This window comes from Alkalispirochaeta alkalica DSM 8900 (assembly GCF_000373545.1).
GTDB classification, from domain to species: Bacteria; Spirochaetota; Spirochaetia; order DSM-27196; family Alkalispirochaetaceae; genus Alkalispirochaeta; species Alkalispirochaeta alkalica.
On record NZ_KB891699.1, the window covers coordinates 1 to 16,901 of the forward strand.

Here is a 16,901-nt window from a genome sequence, read left to right on the forward strand (position 1 = left end):
ATCCACATCACCGTGAAGGCCGCGCAGAGCGAGACCACAAAGGACCCCGGCAGGGCGTTCACCGCCCCCAGAGCTCCCAGACCGTGGGCCGCACCGGCCCCGCTGAAGACCGCCCCGGCGGTGATAAAGATGATACAGATGATCGCCGCCGTGCGGAACTTCACCATGCGNGTTCCCACGGCGGTGCCAAAAATGTTGGCCGCGTCGTTGGCGCCCANAGACCAGCCCATGTAGAGGCCGCTGGTCAGAAAGATTAGTCCTCCCATCGCCGCGCCCCCTTACAGGGTCCGCTTGATNGNGGAGATCGCCAGNCGNTCCNCNACCGCCTCGGCNTCATCGGCCAGGNGNGANATNCGCTCGGCGAANNNNCGCATGTGAACCCGCTTGCTGAACTCCTTGATATCGGGAGACTCGAAGGCCTTGCGCTTGAGCCGGTCCTCCACCTCGTCGGCCTGGTGCTCCCAGAAGTGNACCTTGTCCAGNTGCTCCGTNACGCGGTAGAGCTCGCGGAAGAAGGCTCGCTCGGCCAGGGTCAGCTCCTGTACGGCCTTCCGGCATATCTCGGTGAGCTCCAGAAAATCATCCTTCAGGAAGGGNTAGATCTCGGGCTTCTCGATGCTGAAATGAGTTGTCACCCGCTTTGCCACATCGCAGATGCTGTCGGTGTTTTCCAGCAGACCCAGGACATCACCCCGGGAATCGGGGATGAGCATCTCGGCGTAGAGGCGGTGCTTGATCTGGCGGCGCAGGTCGTCGGCATCGCGCTCGATCCGGTCAATCTCGCCACATTGCTTTTCAAAGAGTTCCAGGTCTCCCTGGATATATTTTTTCACCGCCTCTTCCAGGAGCATCGCGCTCTGATCGACCAGCCCCAGAAACTGCTCGATCTCCAGCTCCAGTGTTTTTGCCCGGGAGGCGAAGACGCCTCCGGCTACCGTTTTCTTTCCCATCGCTGTCATGCCATCCCCACGACCTGTTTTGCAGCTCTCAGGTAGTTGGTGTTGGGTTTCTCCGAGAGACCAAGTTCTTCCACAACCCGCTTCATCCCCTGGTAGTCCTCGCTCTCGCAGCAGGCCGTCTCTACCAGAGCTCCGTTGAGCCAGACCTGGGCGTATTCACAGATAATGTTGTCGATGGTGAAGCCGTAACGCATCTTCTCCACCGTGACGGCCGTGAGGTCCCGGCTCTCTTTCACGAGCGCGATAAAGTCCTCGATGGTGTAATTGTCCTGGGTGAGGGTGATCTCTGCCTTGAGGTGGGAGAGGATCGTCGCCACGTCCGCCTGGGGAACGGGAAACTGGAACTTGCCCCGGGGCTGGAAGATCTCGTACCCCTCGGGTGTCTCGCCTACCTTGGTCTTGATATCCAGCAGGCCGTCGCGGACCTTCACGTTGGCTTCGTTGGTGTGAACCGAGAGGAAGTACGTCTCCAGGGGCATGCGCCGCGCCTTGAAAAGAACGGTTCTGCCGTTCCACATCTTGCTCTTCACGTGCTCGATGATTCCCTGCTCAAAGACCCTGAACTCCGCCCGGGGTACAATCTTTTCCGCTTCGGCTGCGCTGGTGGCTTTATTTTGTGCAAATACGTCTGCCATGGCTTATTTCTCCTTCGTNTGAAAATATACTGAATTGGGTGAAACCCTAGCACAGTCCCCGCAGGAAGGGCCAATTAAAATCATTGCTTATTGAGATAAACAACTTTTCACAGCTTCGGGGAGCATTCGATTGACAGGAACTCGGGCCCTGACGGACCATGACAGCATATATCACAGACTGAAATGATCTGACAGGAGGAATCGATATGTCCGAACCAAGACGTTCCTGGACCAGCTTTTTGCAGGGTCTGGCCAATACCCGGGAGAGGGTCTCCTCGGGGAGAGACCCCCTGCACTGTGTGCTGGGAAACGAAGCTGCCGACCTGGATTCCATGGTCTCGGCCCTGGTCTACGCCTTTTTCCGCTCCGGTCCCGAAGAGAAGGACCTCTGCGTGCCGGTGATCAACATCCCCCGGGGAGATTACAAGCTGCGGACCGAGGCGGTTTTTCTGATGCGTCAGGCGGGGGTAGATCCCGGGCTTCTCTCTTTTATCGACGAGATCGATCTGGCGGGCCTGCATCGGGCGGGGCGACTCGAACTCACCCTGGTGGATCACAACCGGCTGGCGGGGCACCAGAGCGAGCTGGCCGAGGCTGTACGGGGAGTGGTGGATCATCACGCCGACGAGGGGCTCTTCCAGGACGCTCCGGTCCGGCTGATCGAGCCCACAGGGTCTGCTTCTACCCTGGTTGCCCGTGAGATCGTGGGGGCTGCGCCGGAACTTCTGGAGCAGGATGTGGCCAGGCTGCTGGCGGGAACGATCTTGCTCGATACCGTCAATCTTGATCCCGCAGCGCAACGCACCACCCCCGACGACCAGGCCATGGTGGATCTGCTCATCCCCCGGGCAGGGGAGGGGCAGGACGAGCTCTTCCAGGTCTTGCAGCGGGAGAAGTTCAACGTCTCCGATCTGGAGACCCGGGACCTCCTGCGGAAGGATTACAAGGAGTGGCAGATCGGGAAGGAGCGGATCGGAATCTCCTCGGTCCTGTTGCCCCTGAAAGACTGGGCGTCCCGGGACAGCGATCTGGTGCAGGGGCTCGAGGCCTATCGGAGCGCCCGGGGGCTGGATATGCTTCTGGTGATGATCGCCTACACCGCCCCGGACTTTACCCGCGAGCTCCTGTTGCTGGTTCCCCGGGAGGCTGCGTTGCAAGAGCTGGAGGAGCTTCTGAACGAAAAGGGCCTCGATCTGGCCGATATTACCCCGGAAGAGCTCAAGGCCAGTCCCCTGGCTCCGGGTCTGCGGTGTTTCAGTCAGGGTAATCTGGGTATTTCCCGGAAAAAACTCCAGCCCCTGCTTCAGGAGCGGTTTGGCTGAGTCCGGGAGGGGGGAAGAGGTATAAAAATATCGATTCTCCCCTATCGAGATGTTTTATTGGACACCGCCCGGGTTTTGCCATAGAGTTTAACCGCAGATTTACAGAGATGAAGTGGAGTGCGGGGCGCAAGGATCCATCGGAGGTGCGTTCGCGCCGGGACNTTCCCGAGTTCCCGGTGGTGGCGGAACGGCCCTAGCCGATGAACGGGGGAAGGTGTGCGACGGAGACGGTCGCACCGGGAGAGCCCCGGGGATCGTCGCAGAGAGAATGCAGAGATACCTGTAGGAGGATATCAGGATGAAACAAGGAATGAACCGGACGAGAGTAGTTCTGGCGACGCTTGCCATGGCGGCTGTGCTGACCATGTTGGGGGCGTGTGCCCGGGAAGAGGCGGGGGCTGCAGCGGCCACCGAAGAGGCTTCGGAGTGGAAGCCCTCCCGTCCGATCACGATTATTACCCACGTGGGTGCCGGTGGGGGCACTGACGTGGCCGTGCGGTTGTTCACAGAGATCGCTCGTGAATTTACCGATGCGACCTTCGCAGTGGAAAACGTCACCGGTGGTGCTACCATGAACGCCTCCAATGCGGTGCTGGCGCGGCCTGCCGATGGCTACACCGTCTTCGCTATGGCCATGTCGAACGTGAATAATGTGATTTCCAACGACTTTGATCAGAGCGTGTACATCGATGGATATCACTGGCTTGCCAAGATCCAGAAAGACCCGTCGGCAGTCATTATCCGAAAGAGCGATCGTGACGCCGGTATGGACTTTGAGGGAATCATCGAGGATGCCCGAAACCGGCCGGGGCAGCAGATCTGGGCAGTGCCGGTACTGGGAGCAAACAAGCACTTTGAAGCGCTCATGATCTGGGATGCCACGGGGATAGAGGCGGCAGCAGTTCCGTTTGTATCGGGCCCCCTGGGTGCCGCAGCAGTACTGAGTGGCTCCGCCGATGTGCAGATGGGTAACCCCTTCAACGCGGTTGGTCGTGACTTGTGGGTAGCGGCAGTAGCTTCTCCCGAGCGCCTGGCCGGCTTTGAGGATTCCCCCACTTTCGCCGAACTGGGTTACCCCGAGTTGAACGACGAGCATATCTGGCGCGGTCTGGCAGTACGCCAGGGCACCCCGCAAGCCATGATTGATTGGATGGAAGACCTGGTAAGCAAGGTCGCTGAGCACCCTCGCTGGATTGAGTTCAACGCCAAAAACGCGATAGCTCCCAGAGCGGTGTTTGGTGATGACTTCAGAAGAATCGTTGATAGGACGGTCGAGGTCACCGAATACTGGCTCAATCGGCTTGATATGTAATTCTTTTCCTTCGTGTTGCCACTGCGCAGCACGAAGAATCTGCATCTACTGAAGGACGAAGGGACAGGCAGCCGGGTCAGATCTGGCTACTGTCCCTCGTTATGTGAAGGAGGGTTCGTAATTGGCAGAAATCGGCAGGTTTTTTGCAGGGCAGAATTTGCTTATGCAATTACTGTTCCTGGGAATCGTACTCGCATCAGGTTGGGTGGTTCTGAGACCGTTCAAAAAACTGCACCCCTATACGGGGCAGGTTCTGGTGCTCGTTGGTATTCTCTGGATTGGGATATTGTTCTACTTTGTTACCTTTTCGTTTCGTGTTCCCCGGTTTACCTCGGTGGCAACTACCGGTGCAACCGTTCCCCGGTTTTGGTTTTATGTGCTTCTTCCGATTATACTTCTCGCCTTCATTCCCATGTGGAAGGGTCACGAGGTGCCTGATCAAAAATCAGGCAACGTGTGGCGAGTGGGCGTAGTGTTCGGTATTCTGTTACTCAGCCTCGTTTCATTTCGTTTTATAGGTTATTACATCAGCTCGGCACTATTCCTTGTGGCAGTTATGTGGGTTCTGGAATCGCGCAGCAAGATAGAATTAATTGCCATTCCTCTGGGGTGGATGATCTTTTCCTACTTCTTTTTTGCCCGGTTGCTCTACGTCCGCCTGCCCGTGGGTGCGCTCTTCGCCGGGTTGTTAGGCTAGAAAGGGGTTCTCCTTATGATTGATATACTTGGAAACCTGGCTGGCGGGTTTGGAATCATGTTCACCCCCATGGCTGTCGTCTTGTGCCTTCTGGGGGTTTTTGCCGGCATCACCTTCGGGGCGATTCCCGGCATATCGCCCTCCATGGCGGTGGCCTTGCTCCTGCCCATGACCTTCCGGCTGGATCCCATTCTGGGAATGGTCCTGTTGCTGGGGGCGTATAAGGGTGCCAACTACGGTGGTTCCGTCTCGGCAGTTCTGATCAATACGCCGGGTACCCCCTCGGCGGCGGTGACCGCCTTCGACGGCTATCCCATGACCAAAACGGGACGCGTCGGCGAGGCCATGGGTATTTCGCTCTTTGCCTCCGTCTTTGGCGGCATTATTGGTACGGTTGTGCTTATACTGTTTGCCCAGCCCCTGGCTGTGGTTGCCCTGGAGTTCTGGCCCTCGGAGTATTTTGCACTCACCATACTGGGCCTCACCACGGTGGCTACCATGGGTGGAAAGAACTGGCAAAAGGCTCTGGTGGCGGTGGTCTTCGGGCTTCTTCTGAACACCATCGGCATGGATCCCATAGCAGGTACACAGCGGTTCACCTTTGGAGATATACGTCTTCTTGATGGTTTATCCCTGATACCCGCTATCATCGGGCTTTTTGCCCTGGGTGAGCTCTTCCATAACATTGAGCATTATGCCAAAGGCGAAAAATTTGACAAGCTNGCCTATAAGCTTCCCAAGTTGCGATCCTATCTGAAGGTATGGAAAAACATCACACGTGCTGGTGTGCTGGGTACCCTCATCGGAATTTTCCCCGGTGCCGGCGGCACTATTGCTGCATTTATTTCCTACGATGTTGAAAAACGGTTCAGCAAGAACCCGGAAGAGTTCGGGAAGGGATCTCCCGAGGGCGTCGCTGCGGCCGAATCGTCAAACAGTGCCTCTGCCGGTGGTGCACTGGTGCCGTTGTTGGCCCTGGGAATACCCGGGAGCGCCACAGCCGCTGTACTGTTAGGTTCGCTCCTGGTTCACGGCCTGAACCCCGGTCCGGAAATGTTCATTGATGAGCCGGAACTGGTCTACGGAATGTTCGCCTCCATGTTTATGGCCAACGCTTTCATCCTCCTGGTTGGACTTCTGGGTGCCGGACTTTTTGTTCGGGTTACGGACCTGAAAAAGACCATACTTTATCCCCTCATTTTCACCTTCGCCATCGTGGGGAGTTACGCCGTGAGTTCCTCCATGTACCCCGTGGTGGTGTGCGTCGTGTTTGGCGTGATCGGCTGGATCTTCCGGCGCTACGATTTCCCCTGTGCGCCCGTGGTGCTGGGGATCGTCCTGGGAAGCCTGGCCGAGTTGAGTTTTCGCCAGGCCCTGATCATCGGGGGCATAGAGAGCTTCTACAAGCGTCCGCTTACGCTGATCATGCTGGCTATTGCAATCGCTGCGGTGGCCGCTCCGATTGTGAAGAAACGCAAGGACGAGAAAAAANTGGAGAAGGTTCAGGACTGAACCTCCAGGGTGCAGATCCCGGTTCCGGGATCTGCTTCTGATTCTGTTTCCCCCTTCAGGGGCGGTTCTCTTCGGAGGATCGCCCCTGTTTTTCTGCCAGCAGGAACAGTTCGGGCCGGTATTCAAAATGGATGGCGTCGAAGAAGAGCCATCGNCCGCCCCAGACAAAGCCCTGCCGCTCGAAGATATCCACGATTGTTCGGGGAATGGTCCAGCGACGCTCCTCGGGGATGTTCCACCACTCTTCTATGCCCGCCTGGGCCGACCAGCGCCAGTANGCGCTGCGACGGTAGTAGGAGCGGGGGATCAGGTCCAGGGCAACCCCGAAGCCGTGGTAGCTGACCGTTTGGGTGCCTGCTATGGGGCGCCAGAAAAAGGCCTCGATCCGGATCAGTTCGTCCAGAAAATCCCTGACCTCCCGCTCCCTTTCCCGGGCTGTTTCGATCTCCTCCTGGACGCGCTGCAGCGGTTCGAGGATCATAGGGTGAATCCGGATGGGGTGGCCCAGAAAAACGGTGCGCACCATGGCGGCCCGGGCCTCCCGGGNTGTGCGGAATCCGTAGAGAGCCCCCGGGAAGGCCAGGTGGCGCAGGGGCGGGTTCTCTTCCTGTTCTGCCAGGAGCACCCTGAGGCGAGCCTCCTGATCTTCGTCGACCTGGGGAATCACCAGGGGGCCCGTTTCGTAGAGATAGAAGGGATAGCGGTTGAAGCGTTCCCAGGAAAAGCGGGCCTTTTCGGGGAGGAGTCTGCCGTTGGCCCAGTAGATCCATTCCCCCTGTACCCGGATCGCCCAGTCGCCGTTCCGGTATTCCTTGCGGTCTATCCTGTCGGGGTAGGCTGCTTTCAGGGCGGCCAGTTGCGCGACCCCTTCCAGCGGACGCGACAGGGGCTCCGGGTCCTGGTAGTTCAGGAAGGATTTGTCCACCGGAGCCAGGCCGGGGGAGGCCGGGGCAGGATGGCCCGGNGAGACCGACAGAAAAATAATGAGCCACACCCCGGATAGTGGAAGATGTGTGTGTTGATTCAACCAATGGTGCATAGACAGTCTTTCCTTTATCGGAACCCAGTCTATCAAAGAAGATAATCTTTTTCAGGGATATCGCCTCCCCGGTCCTTCTGGTGCTAGACTGGGGATATGCCAGGACTGTTAATGTTTATCGGAGTTGGGATCATCTTCATGACGCTTCTCACCAGGAGTTCCCGGAAGAAACGGGACGGATCGGGGTCACCACAGCGAAAAAATCCCTCAGGCCACAGGGGCCAGTCGGAGACCGACCTCTCCGGAAGGGATTCCCCCTGATGCAGCGCAAGGTAATCCTCAAGAAAAAATCCCGCCCCGATCCGGGGCAGGGGTTGCCCGAGACGTCGGTTCTGGTGGCGACCTGCGCCGGCGGGATGGAGCAGCTTCTGGTCAGGGAGGTCGAATCCCTGGGGTTCTCCGGCCGGGTTCAGGGGGCCGGCGCGGTGGAGATCGGGGGATCTCTGGGGGATGCCCATCTGCTCTGCCGCTCCCTCAGGACCGCTTCGCGTCTTCTTGTGCCCCTGGAGAGCTTTCAGGTGGGGAGTTACGACGATCTCTACCGGCGGATGCGCTCCGTTCCCTGGGAGCGTGTTCTTCCTCCCTCAGCAACTTTCGCCATCACCGCCTCTACCAGGTCCGAGGTGCTGGGAGATCACCGGTATCTGGCGATGCGGCTGAAGGACGCGATTCTGGACCGTCAGCGCGAGGTATTCCAGGGCACGCGGTCTTCGGTGGACCGGAAGAATCCCGACGTTCCCGTTGTCATTTTTGTCGATTCCCGGGGTCACGGTGCGGTCTCCCTCGATGCAGCGGGCTCTCCCCTCCACGAACGGGGCTACCGCAGGGAGGCGGGGGAGGCACCCCTGCGGGAGACTGTGGCTGCCGCGATGCTCCTCGAGGCGGGTGATCCCGCCGTGGTGATCGACCCCTTCTGCGGTTCCGGCACGATCGCGATCGAGGCGGCGCTGCTTTCGGCGGAGCTTCCTCCCCAGGGGCCCTCCCGGAGTTTTGCCATGGAGCGATGGCCGGGGGTTGTTCCCCCCGCACCATCTCTCCGGTCGTCGGCCGTTGTTGGGCCTCCCCGGATATTCGCGGCCGATCTGGATGATTCCCTGGTGGAGACAGCCCGCCGCAACGCCCGCCGGGCGGGGATGGAGCCGCGTATTTCCTTCTCCTCCGGTGATGTGCGCCAGACCCTGCCGGAGATGATCTCCCGGGCCAGGGATGTTCTCCGGGGGCTTCCCCGGGAACGTTCCCGCCAGGAGGCGGAGATCGCCGTGGTGACAAATCCTCCCTACGGGGAGCGGCTCAATCCGGCTGATCTGGCGCTGCTCTACAGCGATATGGGGAAGCTGCTCCGGCAACATCTCCAGGGGTGTTCCGTCTGGATTCTGTGCTCGGAGCCGAAGCTGATCCGGCGAACGGGTTTGAACATTCTGGGGCGCACGCCCCTGTATAACGGGGGGATCGCCTGCGAGCTCTACCGTTTCAGGATTCGGCCAGGGGAGGGGCGGCCCGGGAAACACAGCCGGGGGAGACCGCCCCGCTCCTGACGCAGGGGGGCGGCCTTCGCTGTAGCCTGGCCCCGGCGGGAGGCAACTCCAGTGCGGGTTGGTCCAGGGCTGGTGAGCCCGCTCCGGTTTCGCACCGGTGCGGGTCTGTTCCTGTTGCGGGTCTGTCCGCTGCTACGGATCAGCCACTGCTGCGGGTCAGCTCCGGCTCATCTCCAGGAGCAGTTCTATCTCCCGGGGCCAGCCCTCGGGGTCGGGGGTCTCCAGGATCAGGGGCAGCCCGTCCAGGCGCTGGTCCTTCATGATCGCCCGAAACCCCTCCAGTCCTATCTCCCCCTCGCCGATGGGTTGGTGACGGTCCTTTTTGCTGCCCAGGGCGCCCAGGGAGTCGTTCAGGTGGAGCCCCGCCAGCCGTTCCAGCCCCAGTGTATTCTCCAGGTCTGCCATGAGGGCGTCCCACCCGGTGGCGGTGCGGATGTCAAACCCCGCAGCGAAGGCGTGACAGGTATCCACACAGACAGCAAGGCGGTCGGGAAAGGCGCTGGCCGCTATGATCCGGGCCAGCTGACTGAAGGTGGCTCCCATATTGTTTCCCTGGCCTGCAGTGTTTTCCAGAACGAGCCGCGCCGGGGCCGTTCTGGTGTCTTCCACGCTGCGCAGGACCTGATCGATCCCGTCGGCGATTCGTCTGCACGTGGCGGCCTCGTCCAGCTGGCCCTTGGATGTCCCCGGGTGAAAGTTCAGGAGTTCCAGCCCCAGCTGGATCGTCCGTTCCAGCTCGTCGGCGAGACCCCGGATCGATTTTTCCCGGACCTCCTCATCGGGTGAGCCGAGGTTGATGAGATATCCCGCGTGGGGGAGGACTCGTGCCGGTGCAAAGCCCTGGTCCGACAGGGCCTGCCGGAAGAGGGTAATTGTCTCCGTGGTATAGCCAGGGGAATGCCAGCGCCGCTGGTTCCGGGTAAAGAGCGCAAACGCTCCCGCGCCAATGGCCCGGGCGTTCCCGGGAGCGTTCTGGACGCCCCCGGCGGCGCTTACGTGGGCCCCCAGGGTAATTATTCGTTCTGTCATGCTCCCATGATCGCACAGGAGAGGGGAAAAATCACCCGTCCGGGGGCCTCCCGCCAGGGATCATCGGGGAGCAATGATCCCTGGCATCGGGCTATCCTTTCACCGCTCCCGCCGTGAGACCCCGGATGAACTGCCGGGCCATCAGGATGTAGAGCAGAATGATGGGAACCGTGGCGATGGTCAGGGTTGAGAGTATCCTGGTCCAGTCCGTCTGGTACTGGCCGAAGAGCCTGGTCACCCCCAGCATCAGGGTTCGCCGGGTCTCGGANCGAATAAAGATCAGGGGGAACCAGAGGTCGTTCCAGAGCACCACCAGGTTAAAGATCGCCACCGTGGCCATGGCAGGGCGCGTGAGGGGCAGGATGATCTGCAGGAAGATGCGAAGCCGGCTGGCACCGTCGATGTGGGCTGCCTGGGTAAGTTCGGCCGGGACGGTACGGATGAACTCGGTGAGGACAAAGACTCCCACGGGCATTCCCATGGCCACGTAGATGGGGAGCAGACCGATCAGCTGGTCCATAAGCCCCAGATCCCTGATGAGGATCAGCAGGTTGATGCTGCCGATCCTGATGGGCACCATCAGTCCCGCCAGGAAAAAGAGAAAGACTCCCTTGGAGAGGGGGCTGTTCCACCGGGCGATCGCGTAGGCGGCGAGAGAAGCGCAGAGCAGGATCACGCCGATCGAAGCGGAGGTGATCATGATGCTATTCAGAAAATAGCGGGGGAAACTGGACCCCGTGAAGACCGCCAGGTATCCCTGAACGGTCCAGGGGTTGGGCAGGCCGAAGGGGCTGCGATAGATGGCGAGTCTGGTCTTGAAGGAGTTCACCACCATGATCCAGAGGGGAACCATGACCAGGGCGGACCAGGTGATCAGGATCAGGTGGGACCAGACGTTTCGGCCCCGGACGTGTACTTTTCCCATGGCTAGAGTTCCTCCTTGTCCCGAAAGACGCTGCGGATGACCAGTACTCCCACGAAGAGCACCAGAAAGATGAAGGATGCCACGGCAGCCCCCAGCCCCATATCGGGGATCCCCACGGGGTGCTGGCCGGCGATTCCTACGCGGTAGAAATAGGTTCCCAGGATGTCCGTGGAGAAATTGGGCGGGCCGTTTGCCCCGGCCATGGCAAAGACCACGTCGAAGGCGTTGAAGTTCGCTGTGAAGGTGAGAATCGAGACAACTCCCATGATGGGCCAGATCAGGGGCATCTTGATCCGCCAGAAGGTTGTCCAGTTCCCGGCACCGTCTATTTCTGCAGCCTCGAAGAGGTCTTCGGAGATGTTCTGAAGCGCGCTGAGGAAGATCATGGTGGGGATACCCACCCACTGCCAGCTCGATACGAGCGAAATAGTGATCAGGGCGGTCGCTTCCAGGCCCAGCCAGGGCAGGGCGAGGGCGTCCAGGCCCAGGGCGGTCAGGATGATGTTCACCGAACCCCATTGGGGGTTCAGGAGGAGCCGCCAGAGGAATCCCGTGACGACGATCGCCAGGGTGGCGGGGATAAATATGATGGTCCGGTATATCTGGGCTCCGCGAAGGCTGGAGGAACTCAGGATGGTGGCAAAGAGGAGCCCCAGGGAGTTTTGCACCACCATGTGAACGGCAAAGAAGATCCAGGTGTTCCTGAAGGCTCCCCAGAAGCGCTCTGCAACCACACCCTGGCCAAAGAGTCGCCGGTAGTTGTCGAAGCCGATAAAGGTATCCAGGTTGAAACCGCTCCCCGTGTACAGGCTGAGTTCCAGTGATTTAAACATGGGCCAGGCCATGAAGAGGGAGTAGAAAAAGAGCGCCGGCACCAGGTACCACATCCAGGACCAGTAGGGATGAAGAGCGCTGCGGGTGTGTCTCATGAGCTGTTTCTCCTCGCGGGTTGAGTGGCGGGCCCGCTCTCGTGCGGGCCCGCCGGGCAGATACCAGTGTGGACGTTAGGGGGTATACCAGCTGGTGACACCCTGGTGCAGTGCCCGGGCTGCCTCGCGGGGAGTCATGCGGCCCGTGATCACGCCGATCGATCCCTGTTGTATCAGGGAATAGGCGCTGGGATCGCCCGACATCAGCCGAGGCCAGGGAAAGCGGACATCCAGCTCCCGGCCCTCGTTCAGCTGGAGGAAGGCGTTGGCCTTCTCGTTCTCCAGGGCGGGCGGGTTGGAGACCATGGGGAAAAAGCCGGCCAGTTCGTTCCCCAGTACCGCCGATGCCCGGGGTTCCGAGAGCCATTCCAGGAAGGTCAGGGCTGCCTCGATGTTGGGGCTGGCGGGGTTGATCGCGATTCCCGCATCGGGATGGAAGGTGATGTGGGGCGTGGCGCCTGCCGGCGGGGGCGGGGCGAAGACGCTCCAGGTAAAGTCGGGGTTCGATGCCTCGAACTCGCTCACCGTCCAGGATCCGTCGAACCACATGGCGGCCTCACCCAGCAGAAAGAGGGCCTTGCTGTCGTTGTAACTGATCGCCTCGTATCCCCGGGGGAGGAAGGGCTCCAGCGAGGCCACGGCGGCAAAGACACTCTCCATGGCGGGGTCGTTGAAGGGCCGTGTTCCCGCTTCGTAGGCAAGGCGGGCCTCCCGGCCACCCAGAAAGGCCGGTGCGATGTTCATCCAGAGGACCTCGGTGATGTCCCATTCGTCGGCCAGGCCGTTGGCGATGGGAGTATATCCGGCATCGGCGATCTTTTGGGCCGTCTGCAGGAGTTCATCCCAGGTTGCGGGAGGGGTGATTCCCAGTTCGTTGAAGAGGTCCACGTTGTAGTACACGCCGTGGGAGACGGCCATAAGGGGCATGGCAAACTGCGTGCCCTCCGGTGTCTGCCAGGGGTCCCGGGCTCCCTCGTCGTAGGCCGAGGCGATAAAGGCCTGGTCGCTCAGGTCCAGCATGTACCCGTCGGCGAAGAGATCCTGACCCGTGGCGTAGCTGCGGGCGTAGAAGATGTCCGGTCCCGTTCCGGACTCGAGCTGGAGCCGAAGGGTGGCGTTGTAGTCGGGGGGATTGGTGGGATCAAAACGGATGGCGATGTTGGGGTGCTCTTCGTTGAAGGCCGCGATCAGGCGGTTGATCTGCTGAACGTCATCGGTCCTCCACGAGCCCAGGGTAAGCCCCACGCTCCCTTCGGCGGTTCGGGCTTCCCGGCCCCCTCCGGCAAAGAGGGTTGTGGCAACCAGGAGTGCCAGACCGACCATGGCGATTTTCTTCATAAGGATCCTCCTTTAGGATGTTAGGTCGCCTTGTATGGTAGGGCCATCTCTGCTCCCCCGCAAGGGTATGGGGGTACCCGATCCGTACTCGATTTGTACCTGCCGGGGCTAGAATACCCCCGATTCCCGGGCTATNCGGGCGGCTTCGGTTCTGTCGGAGGCCCCGATCTTGTCGTAGATTCGGCTCGCGTAGTTTCGTACGGTCTGTTCAGCTGCGTGGATCGTCTCGGCGATCTCCCGGTTGTGATAGCCCTGGAGGATCAGCCCCAGGATCTGCTTCTCCCGGCGACTCAGGGTGTCCACCCAGGGGGGCGGAGAGGGGCGGAGCCCCGCCGGGGTCTTGACCATTCCCGCGATCACGTGGGGGTCGATCGCTACCATGCCACCGGCCACGGCCCGGAGGGCCGTGATCAGTTCCGTCGAGGAGATCGATTTCAGCAGGTAGCCCCGGGCGCCGTGAGCGATCGCCGTCTGGACGTACTGGTCGTCCTCGAAGGTGGTGAGCATGATAATGCGGGTTGTGGGATGGCGCAGGAGGATACGCCGTGTTGCCTCCACCCCGTCCAGAACGGGCATGCGCACGTCCATCAGGACCAGCTCGGGGCGCAGGAGGTCCGCCTGGGCGAGCGCCTCCTGGCCGTTGGCGGCGGTGCCGACGATTTCCAGCTCCTCGTCGAGTGTTTCCAGAATGGCTTTCATGCTGTCTACGAAGAGTTTCTGGTCGTCCACGAGTAGTACTTTCACGGTTGTGTCTCCTCCGGCGGGGGAAGGGGGGTATCCGGCGGGGGGCTGTGCCGGTACGGGATGTTCCTGGGGAGGTGCACGTGGAGGGAGAAGCCCCGCTCCATCGTGCTGGCCCGAAGGGTTCCCCCGTAGGGTTCGAGCCGCTCCCGCATTCCTCCCAGGCCGATGCCCTCCTGAATGGAGCCGCTGCTGCCCCTGCCGTCGTCCAGAACGGTGAGATAGAACCCTTCCCGGTCGGCCCGAAGGATGAGGGTCACCTGACTGGCCTGGCCGTGGCAGAAGGCGTTGGTGATTCCCTCCTGGGCGCAGCGGAAAAAGATCTCCTCCAGGGGAGGGGGCATCTGGCCCTGGCCCAGAAGAATCCGGGGGGTGATGGTGACGCCCGAGACGGCAGAAAAATGCCGGATCAGGTGAAGAAGGCGTGTTTCCAGGGTCTGGTGTCTCCGTTCGACCCGACGGAGGCGGTGCAGGGCCGAGCGGACCTCCTGATATCCCTCGCCGAGGGATTGGGCCGCATCGCGTACCAGCGAGGCCAGGCGTTCCCGGTCCTGCTCGCGGTTCCGCTCCATAAGGACCGTGGCTGCCTCCAGGACCATGCGCTGGTTGGTGAAGGCGTAGCCCACGGCGTCGTGGATCTCCCGGGTGATACGTTCACGCTCTTTCTGGCGTGCGCTCTGCTCTATGTCCAGGGCGTAGCGCTGATACTCCATGTTGGCCTCCACGAGTTTGCGGATTGTCTGCTCCTGGTGGCGGGAGCTGGCCAGGACCCGTCGTCGCCGGGTGTCGCCCCGGGCAGCGACAAAGGTAATGAAAAAACTGCTCGCCACGATCACGGCGGTCATGGCCACGTCGCGGGGAGGGGCCTGCTCCACCCTGATGTCCCAGACCTTGGCCGGGCGGGTCCGGAAGAGGAGGGCTGCGAAGAGAAAGATTCCCAGGGTGAGAGCCGAGGGGACGGATCCGTAGAGCGCGATCGAGATGGCGGCGGCCATGAGCAGGAGGACCTCCAGGAGCAACTCCTCGCCAAGAGGCTGGAGGATCACATAGGTGAGGGCGATCTGGATTCCCAGAAGGATCAGCCGGATGACCTCGGCCAGCTCCTGGTTCAGTTGGGGGATCACCAGGACGCAACAGAGGAGGATCGAGGGGAGGGTATAGCCGATCCACTGGGGAGGGAGTTCCTGCCCCACCCCCCGCGCCAGGGTGAGGGCGGCGGCGTAGAGAACGAGGATAGTACAGGTGAGAAGAACCCGCTGGGTCTGCACAGCCGTAGCCTAGAGCTACCGCTCCCGATCTGTCAACGAAAACTGTGGGACGGGCCCTCTTCAGCGCTACAGGGGACCGCAGGCCTGGACGCGGTTCCGGCCCGCTTCCTTGGCGCGGTAGAGGCGCGCGTCGGCGAGCCGGAGTAGCTCTTCCAGGTGCTTTGCCGGTGTCGCCGGTTCCCGGGGGTGGTTCTCCCGGGGATGCCGGGTCTCCCGGGGATGCTGGTCTGTCCCGGGGCTGGGAAGAAGTTCTCCCAGGGAGGCGACCCCCAGACTCACCGTTACGGGATGATCCGGGATGATCGGGTGCCCGGTTATGGCAGTGCGGATTCTCTCGGCCAGGGCGGCTGCGCCGGAGAGATCGGTCTCGGGAAGGAGAATAAGAAACTCCTCGCCGCCCCACCGTCCCAGGTGATCGTTGGGCCGCAGGGCTGCTGCCATGATCGATGCCGTCTCCTTCAGGACAGCGTCACCCGCATCGTGACCCAGGGTATCGTTCACCGCCTTGAAGTGGTCCAGATCGGCCATGATAACCGAGAAGGGGCTCTCGTAGCGGAGCGCCCGGGTGGTCTCCCGGGAGAGCTCATCCTGGATCTTCCGCCGGTTGGCGATGCCCGTCAGGGCGTCCTGCTCCGAGAGGGTCCGGAGTCGTTCCTGGAGTCGTTTTTCTGTCGTGATGTCTCGGGAAGCTCCTACAAGCTGGACGATTTTCCCTCCCCGGATAATGGGGGCCAGTTTGGTCTGCCAGGTCCGGGTGCTCGAGGGGAGGTTGAGAGTCTCCTCGTAGGTGAGGGGAGCCCCTGTTTCGAGGCAGATCCGGTAGTAGCGCGAGACCATGCAGGCCGTTTCCGGGGACAGAAGCTCTTCCGGTGACTTTCCCCGCACCTGGGCCGTGGTAAAGCCCGTCAGCTCCTCGTGGGCCGGGTTGAGCTTGCGGTACCGGAAGATCGGCTGGGGCGGGGAATCGGGTTCCCGGAACTCTTCCTTCCGATGGGTTTCTTTCTGTGATGGAAGGTTGTCCACTTCCACAAGAAAGATCGCGTCCTGGGTGTTGGAGAAGATGGCATCGAGTTCGCTCAGGGCCGTGTCACGCTCTGCCCGGAGTCGCAGGGTCTCGGTGATATCGTTTTGTACCCCCACGTAGTGGGTTATGGTTCCCCGGTCGTCGGTAACGGGGTTGATGATCTGAAAGGCCTGGTAGAGGGAGCCATCTCTGCGGCGGTTCGTGATCTCCTCCTGCCAGGATTCACCCTTCAGGAGGGTATCCCAGAGTCGGCGGTAGTAATCGGCGGACATTTCCCCCGACTTGAGGATCGATACGTTGTTCCCCAGCAGCTCTTCCCGGGGATAGCCCGTGATCCGGCAGAAGCCGGGGTTTACCAGTTCCAGGACTCCTGCGGAGTCGGTGATGTAGATGCCGTGGTCAGCGGCGTTTATGGCCTGCTGAAGCAGCGATGCCGGTGTTTTTGCCCCGTCTCGAGCCGGGGAGGCAGGGGCAGAACGTGCTTTTTTATCGCTCCCGGACTGTGATTTTTCTGTTTTGGGGTTCTCCGGTCCCAGGTTGTTTGACTCCATCGTGATAATGTACAACAAATAAGGGTGTACCACAAATAATAGTTCATTACAGGCAAGAGTGTGGTACAGACAAGAGGAATCGTGC

General features: G+C 60.8%; 16 protein-coding genes. 5 read left to right on the forward strand and 11 right to left on the reverse strand.

The window, feature by feature from the left end; genetic code table 11:
- The 3 genes from B071_RS16055 to B071_RS0105280 form a co-directional block, all read right to left on the reverse strand.
- The coding region (locus tag B071_RS16055) for an inorganic phosphate transporter (RefSeq protein ID WP_040587455.1) at positions 1-266 on the reverse strand (266 nt) is incomplete at its 3' end.
- 12 nt (positions 267-278) lie between these two features.
- Positions 279-959 (reverse strand): DUF47 domain-containing protein, encoded by a 681-nt coding sequence (locus tag B071_RS0105275; protein WP_018526061.1) that lies wholly within the window; start codon positions 957-959, stop codon positions 279-281.
- Complete coding sequence (locus tag B071_RS0105280) at positions 956-1,594, reverse strand: hypothetical protein (RefSeq protein ID WP_018526062.1); 639 nt, start codon at positions 1,592-1,594, stop codon at positions 956-958. Before B071_RS0105280 ends, B071_RS0105275 begins: the two co-directional genes overlap by 4 nt.
- A gap of 206 nt (positions 1,595-1,800) precedes the next feature.
- On the opposite strand from B071_RS0105280, the gene B071_RS0105285 reads away from it, so the two are divergent.
- The 4 genes from B071_RS0105285 (at position 1,801) to B071_RS0105300 (ending at position 6,437) form a co-directional block, all read left to right on the forward strand.
- On the forward strand, positions 1,801-2,916 hold the full coding sequence (locus B071_RS0105285; RefSeq protein ID WP_018526063.1) for a DHH family phosphoesterase: 1,116 nt from the start codon (positions 1,801-1,803) through the stop codon (positions 2,914-2,916).
- Between the two features lie 298 nt (positions 2,917-3,214).
- Positions 3,215-4,228, forward strand: coding sequence for a tripartite tricarboxylate transporter substrate binding protein (locus B071_RS0105290; RefSeq protein ID WP_083914524.1), 1,014 nt, complete (start codon positions 3,215-3,217; stop codon positions 4,226-4,228).
- A 121-nt stretch (positions 4,229-4,349) separates the two neighbouring features.
- Entirely contained in the window at positions 4,350-4,925 is a 576-nt protein-coding gene (locus B071_RS0105295; protein ID WP_018526065.1) for a tripartite tricarboxylate transporter TctB family protein, read from the forward strand.
- Between the two features lie 69 nt (positions 4,926-4,994).
- A complete protein-coding gene (locus B071_RS0105300) occupies positions 4,995-6,437 on the forward strand; it encodes a tripartite tricarboxylate transporter permease (protein WP_438829590.1) in 1,443 nt (480 codons plus the stop codon).
- A gap of 55 nt (positions 6,438-6,492) precedes the next feature.
- Here the strand turns inward: B071_RS0105300 and B071_RS0105305 are convergent, their stop codons facing one another.
- Positions 6,493-7,476 carry a M15 family metallopeptidase gene (locus B071_RS0105305; protein ID WP_438829588.1) on the reverse strand — a complete coding sequence of 328 codons (984 nt, stop codon included), beginning with the start codon at positions 7,474-7,476 and terminating at the stop codon, positions 6,493-6,495.
- Positions 7,477-7,736: 260 nt separating this feature from the next.
- Between B071_RS0105305 and B071_RS18280 the strand changes: the two genes are divergently transcribed.
- On the forward strand, positions 7,737-9,011 hold the full coding sequence (locus B071_RS18280; RefSeq protein ID WP_018526069.1) for a THUMP domain-containing class I SAM-dependent RNA methyltransferase: 1,275 nt from the start codon (positions 7,737-7,739) through the stop codon (positions 9,009-9,011).
- 156 nt (positions 9,012-9,167) lie between these two features.
- On the opposite strand, the gene nfo is transcribed toward B071_RS18280, so the two are convergent.
- The 7 genes from nfo to B071_RS20175 form a co-directional block, all read right to left on the reverse strand.
- Positions 9,168-10,040, reverse strand: coding sequence for a deoxyribonuclease IV (gene nfo / locus B071_RS0105320; protein WP_018526070.1), 873 nt, complete (start codon positions 10,038-10,040; stop codon positions 9,168-9,170).
- 91 nt (positions 10,041-10,131) lie between these two features.
- Positions 10,132-10,965, reverse strand: a complete 834-nt coding sequence (locus B071_RS0105325; protein ID WP_018526071.1) for a carbohydrate ABC transporter permease — start codon at positions 10,963-10,965, stop codon at positions 10,132-10,134.
- 2 nt (positions 10,966-10,967) lie between these two features.
- Positions 10,968-11,894 carry a carbohydrate ABC transporter permease gene (locus B071_RS0105330; RefSeq protein ID WP_018526072.1) on the reverse strand — a complete coding sequence of 309 codons (927 nt, stop codon included), beginning with the start codon at positions 11,892-11,894 and terminating at the stop codon, positions 10,968-10,970.
- A 75-nt stretch (positions 11,895-11,969) separates the two neighbouring features.
- Positions 11,970-13,232, reverse strand: a complete 1,263-nt coding sequence (locus tag B071_RS0105335) for an ABC transporter substrate-binding protein (protein ID WP_018526073.1) — start codon at positions 13,230-13,232, stop codon at positions 11,970-11,972.
- A gap of 108 nt (positions 13,233-13,340) precedes the next feature.
- Positions 13,341-13,976 (reverse strand): response regulator transcription factor, encoded by a 636-nt coding sequence (locus B071_RS0105340; protein ID WP_026245004.1) that lies wholly within the window; start codon positions 13,974-13,976, stop codon positions 13,341-13,343.
- Positions 13,973-15,241, reverse strand: coding sequence for a sensor histidine kinase (locus tag B071_RS0105345; protein WP_018526075.1), 1,269 nt, complete (start codon positions 15,239-15,241; stop codon positions 13,973-13,975). The genes B071_RS0105340 and B071_RS0105345 overlap by 4 nt, the downstream gene beginning before the upstream one ends.
- A gap of 66 nt (positions 15,242-15,307) precedes the next feature.
- The gene (locus B071_RS20175) at positions 15,308-16,816 is read right to left on the reverse strand and encodes a sensor domain-containing diguanylate cyclase (RefSeq protein WP_157703035.1); all 1,509 of its coding nucleotides are present in this window, start codon (positions 16,814-16,816) and stop codon (positions 15,308-15,310) included.
- Between the last annotated feature and the right edge of the window lie 85 nt (positions 16,817-16,901).

What these genes read in the sequence shown, in the direction of transcription:
- B071_RS0105280 (WP_018526062.1), bottom strand. Translation starts at nt 1,594, where the DNA reads ATGGCAGACGTATTTGCACAAAATAAAGCCACCAGCGCAGCCGAAGCG.
- B071_RS0105285 (WP_018526063.1), top strand. Translation starts at nt 1,801, where the DNA reads ATGTCCGAACCAAGACGTTCCTGGACCAGCTTTTTGCAGGGTCTGGCC.
- B071_RS0105290 (WP_083914524.1), top strand. Translation starts at nt 3,215, where the DNA reads ATGAAACAAGGAATGAACCGGACGAGAGTAGTTCTGGCGACGCTTGCC.
- B071_RS18280 (WP_018526069.1), top strand. Translation starts at nt 7,737, where the DNA reads ATGCAGCGCAAGGTAATCCTCAAGAAAAAATCCCGCCCCGATCCGGGG.
- nfo (WP_018526070.1), bottom strand. Translation starts at nt 10,040, where the DNA reads ATGACAGAACGAATAATTACCCTGGGGGCCCACGTAAGCGCCGCCGGG.
- B071_RS0105330 (WP_018526072.1), bottom strand. Translation starts at nt 11,894, where the DNA reads ATGAGACACACCCGCAGCGCTCTTCATCCCTACTGGTCCTGGATGTGG.
- B071_RS0105335 (WP_018526073.1), bottom strand. Translation starts at nt 13,232, where the DNA reads ATGAAGAAAATCGCCATGGTCGGTCTGGCACTCCTGGTTGCCACAACC.
- B071_RS20175 (WP_157703035.1), bottom strand. Translation starts at nt 16,816, where the DNA reads ATGGAGTCAAACAACCTGGGACCGGAGAACCCCAAAACAGAAAAATCA.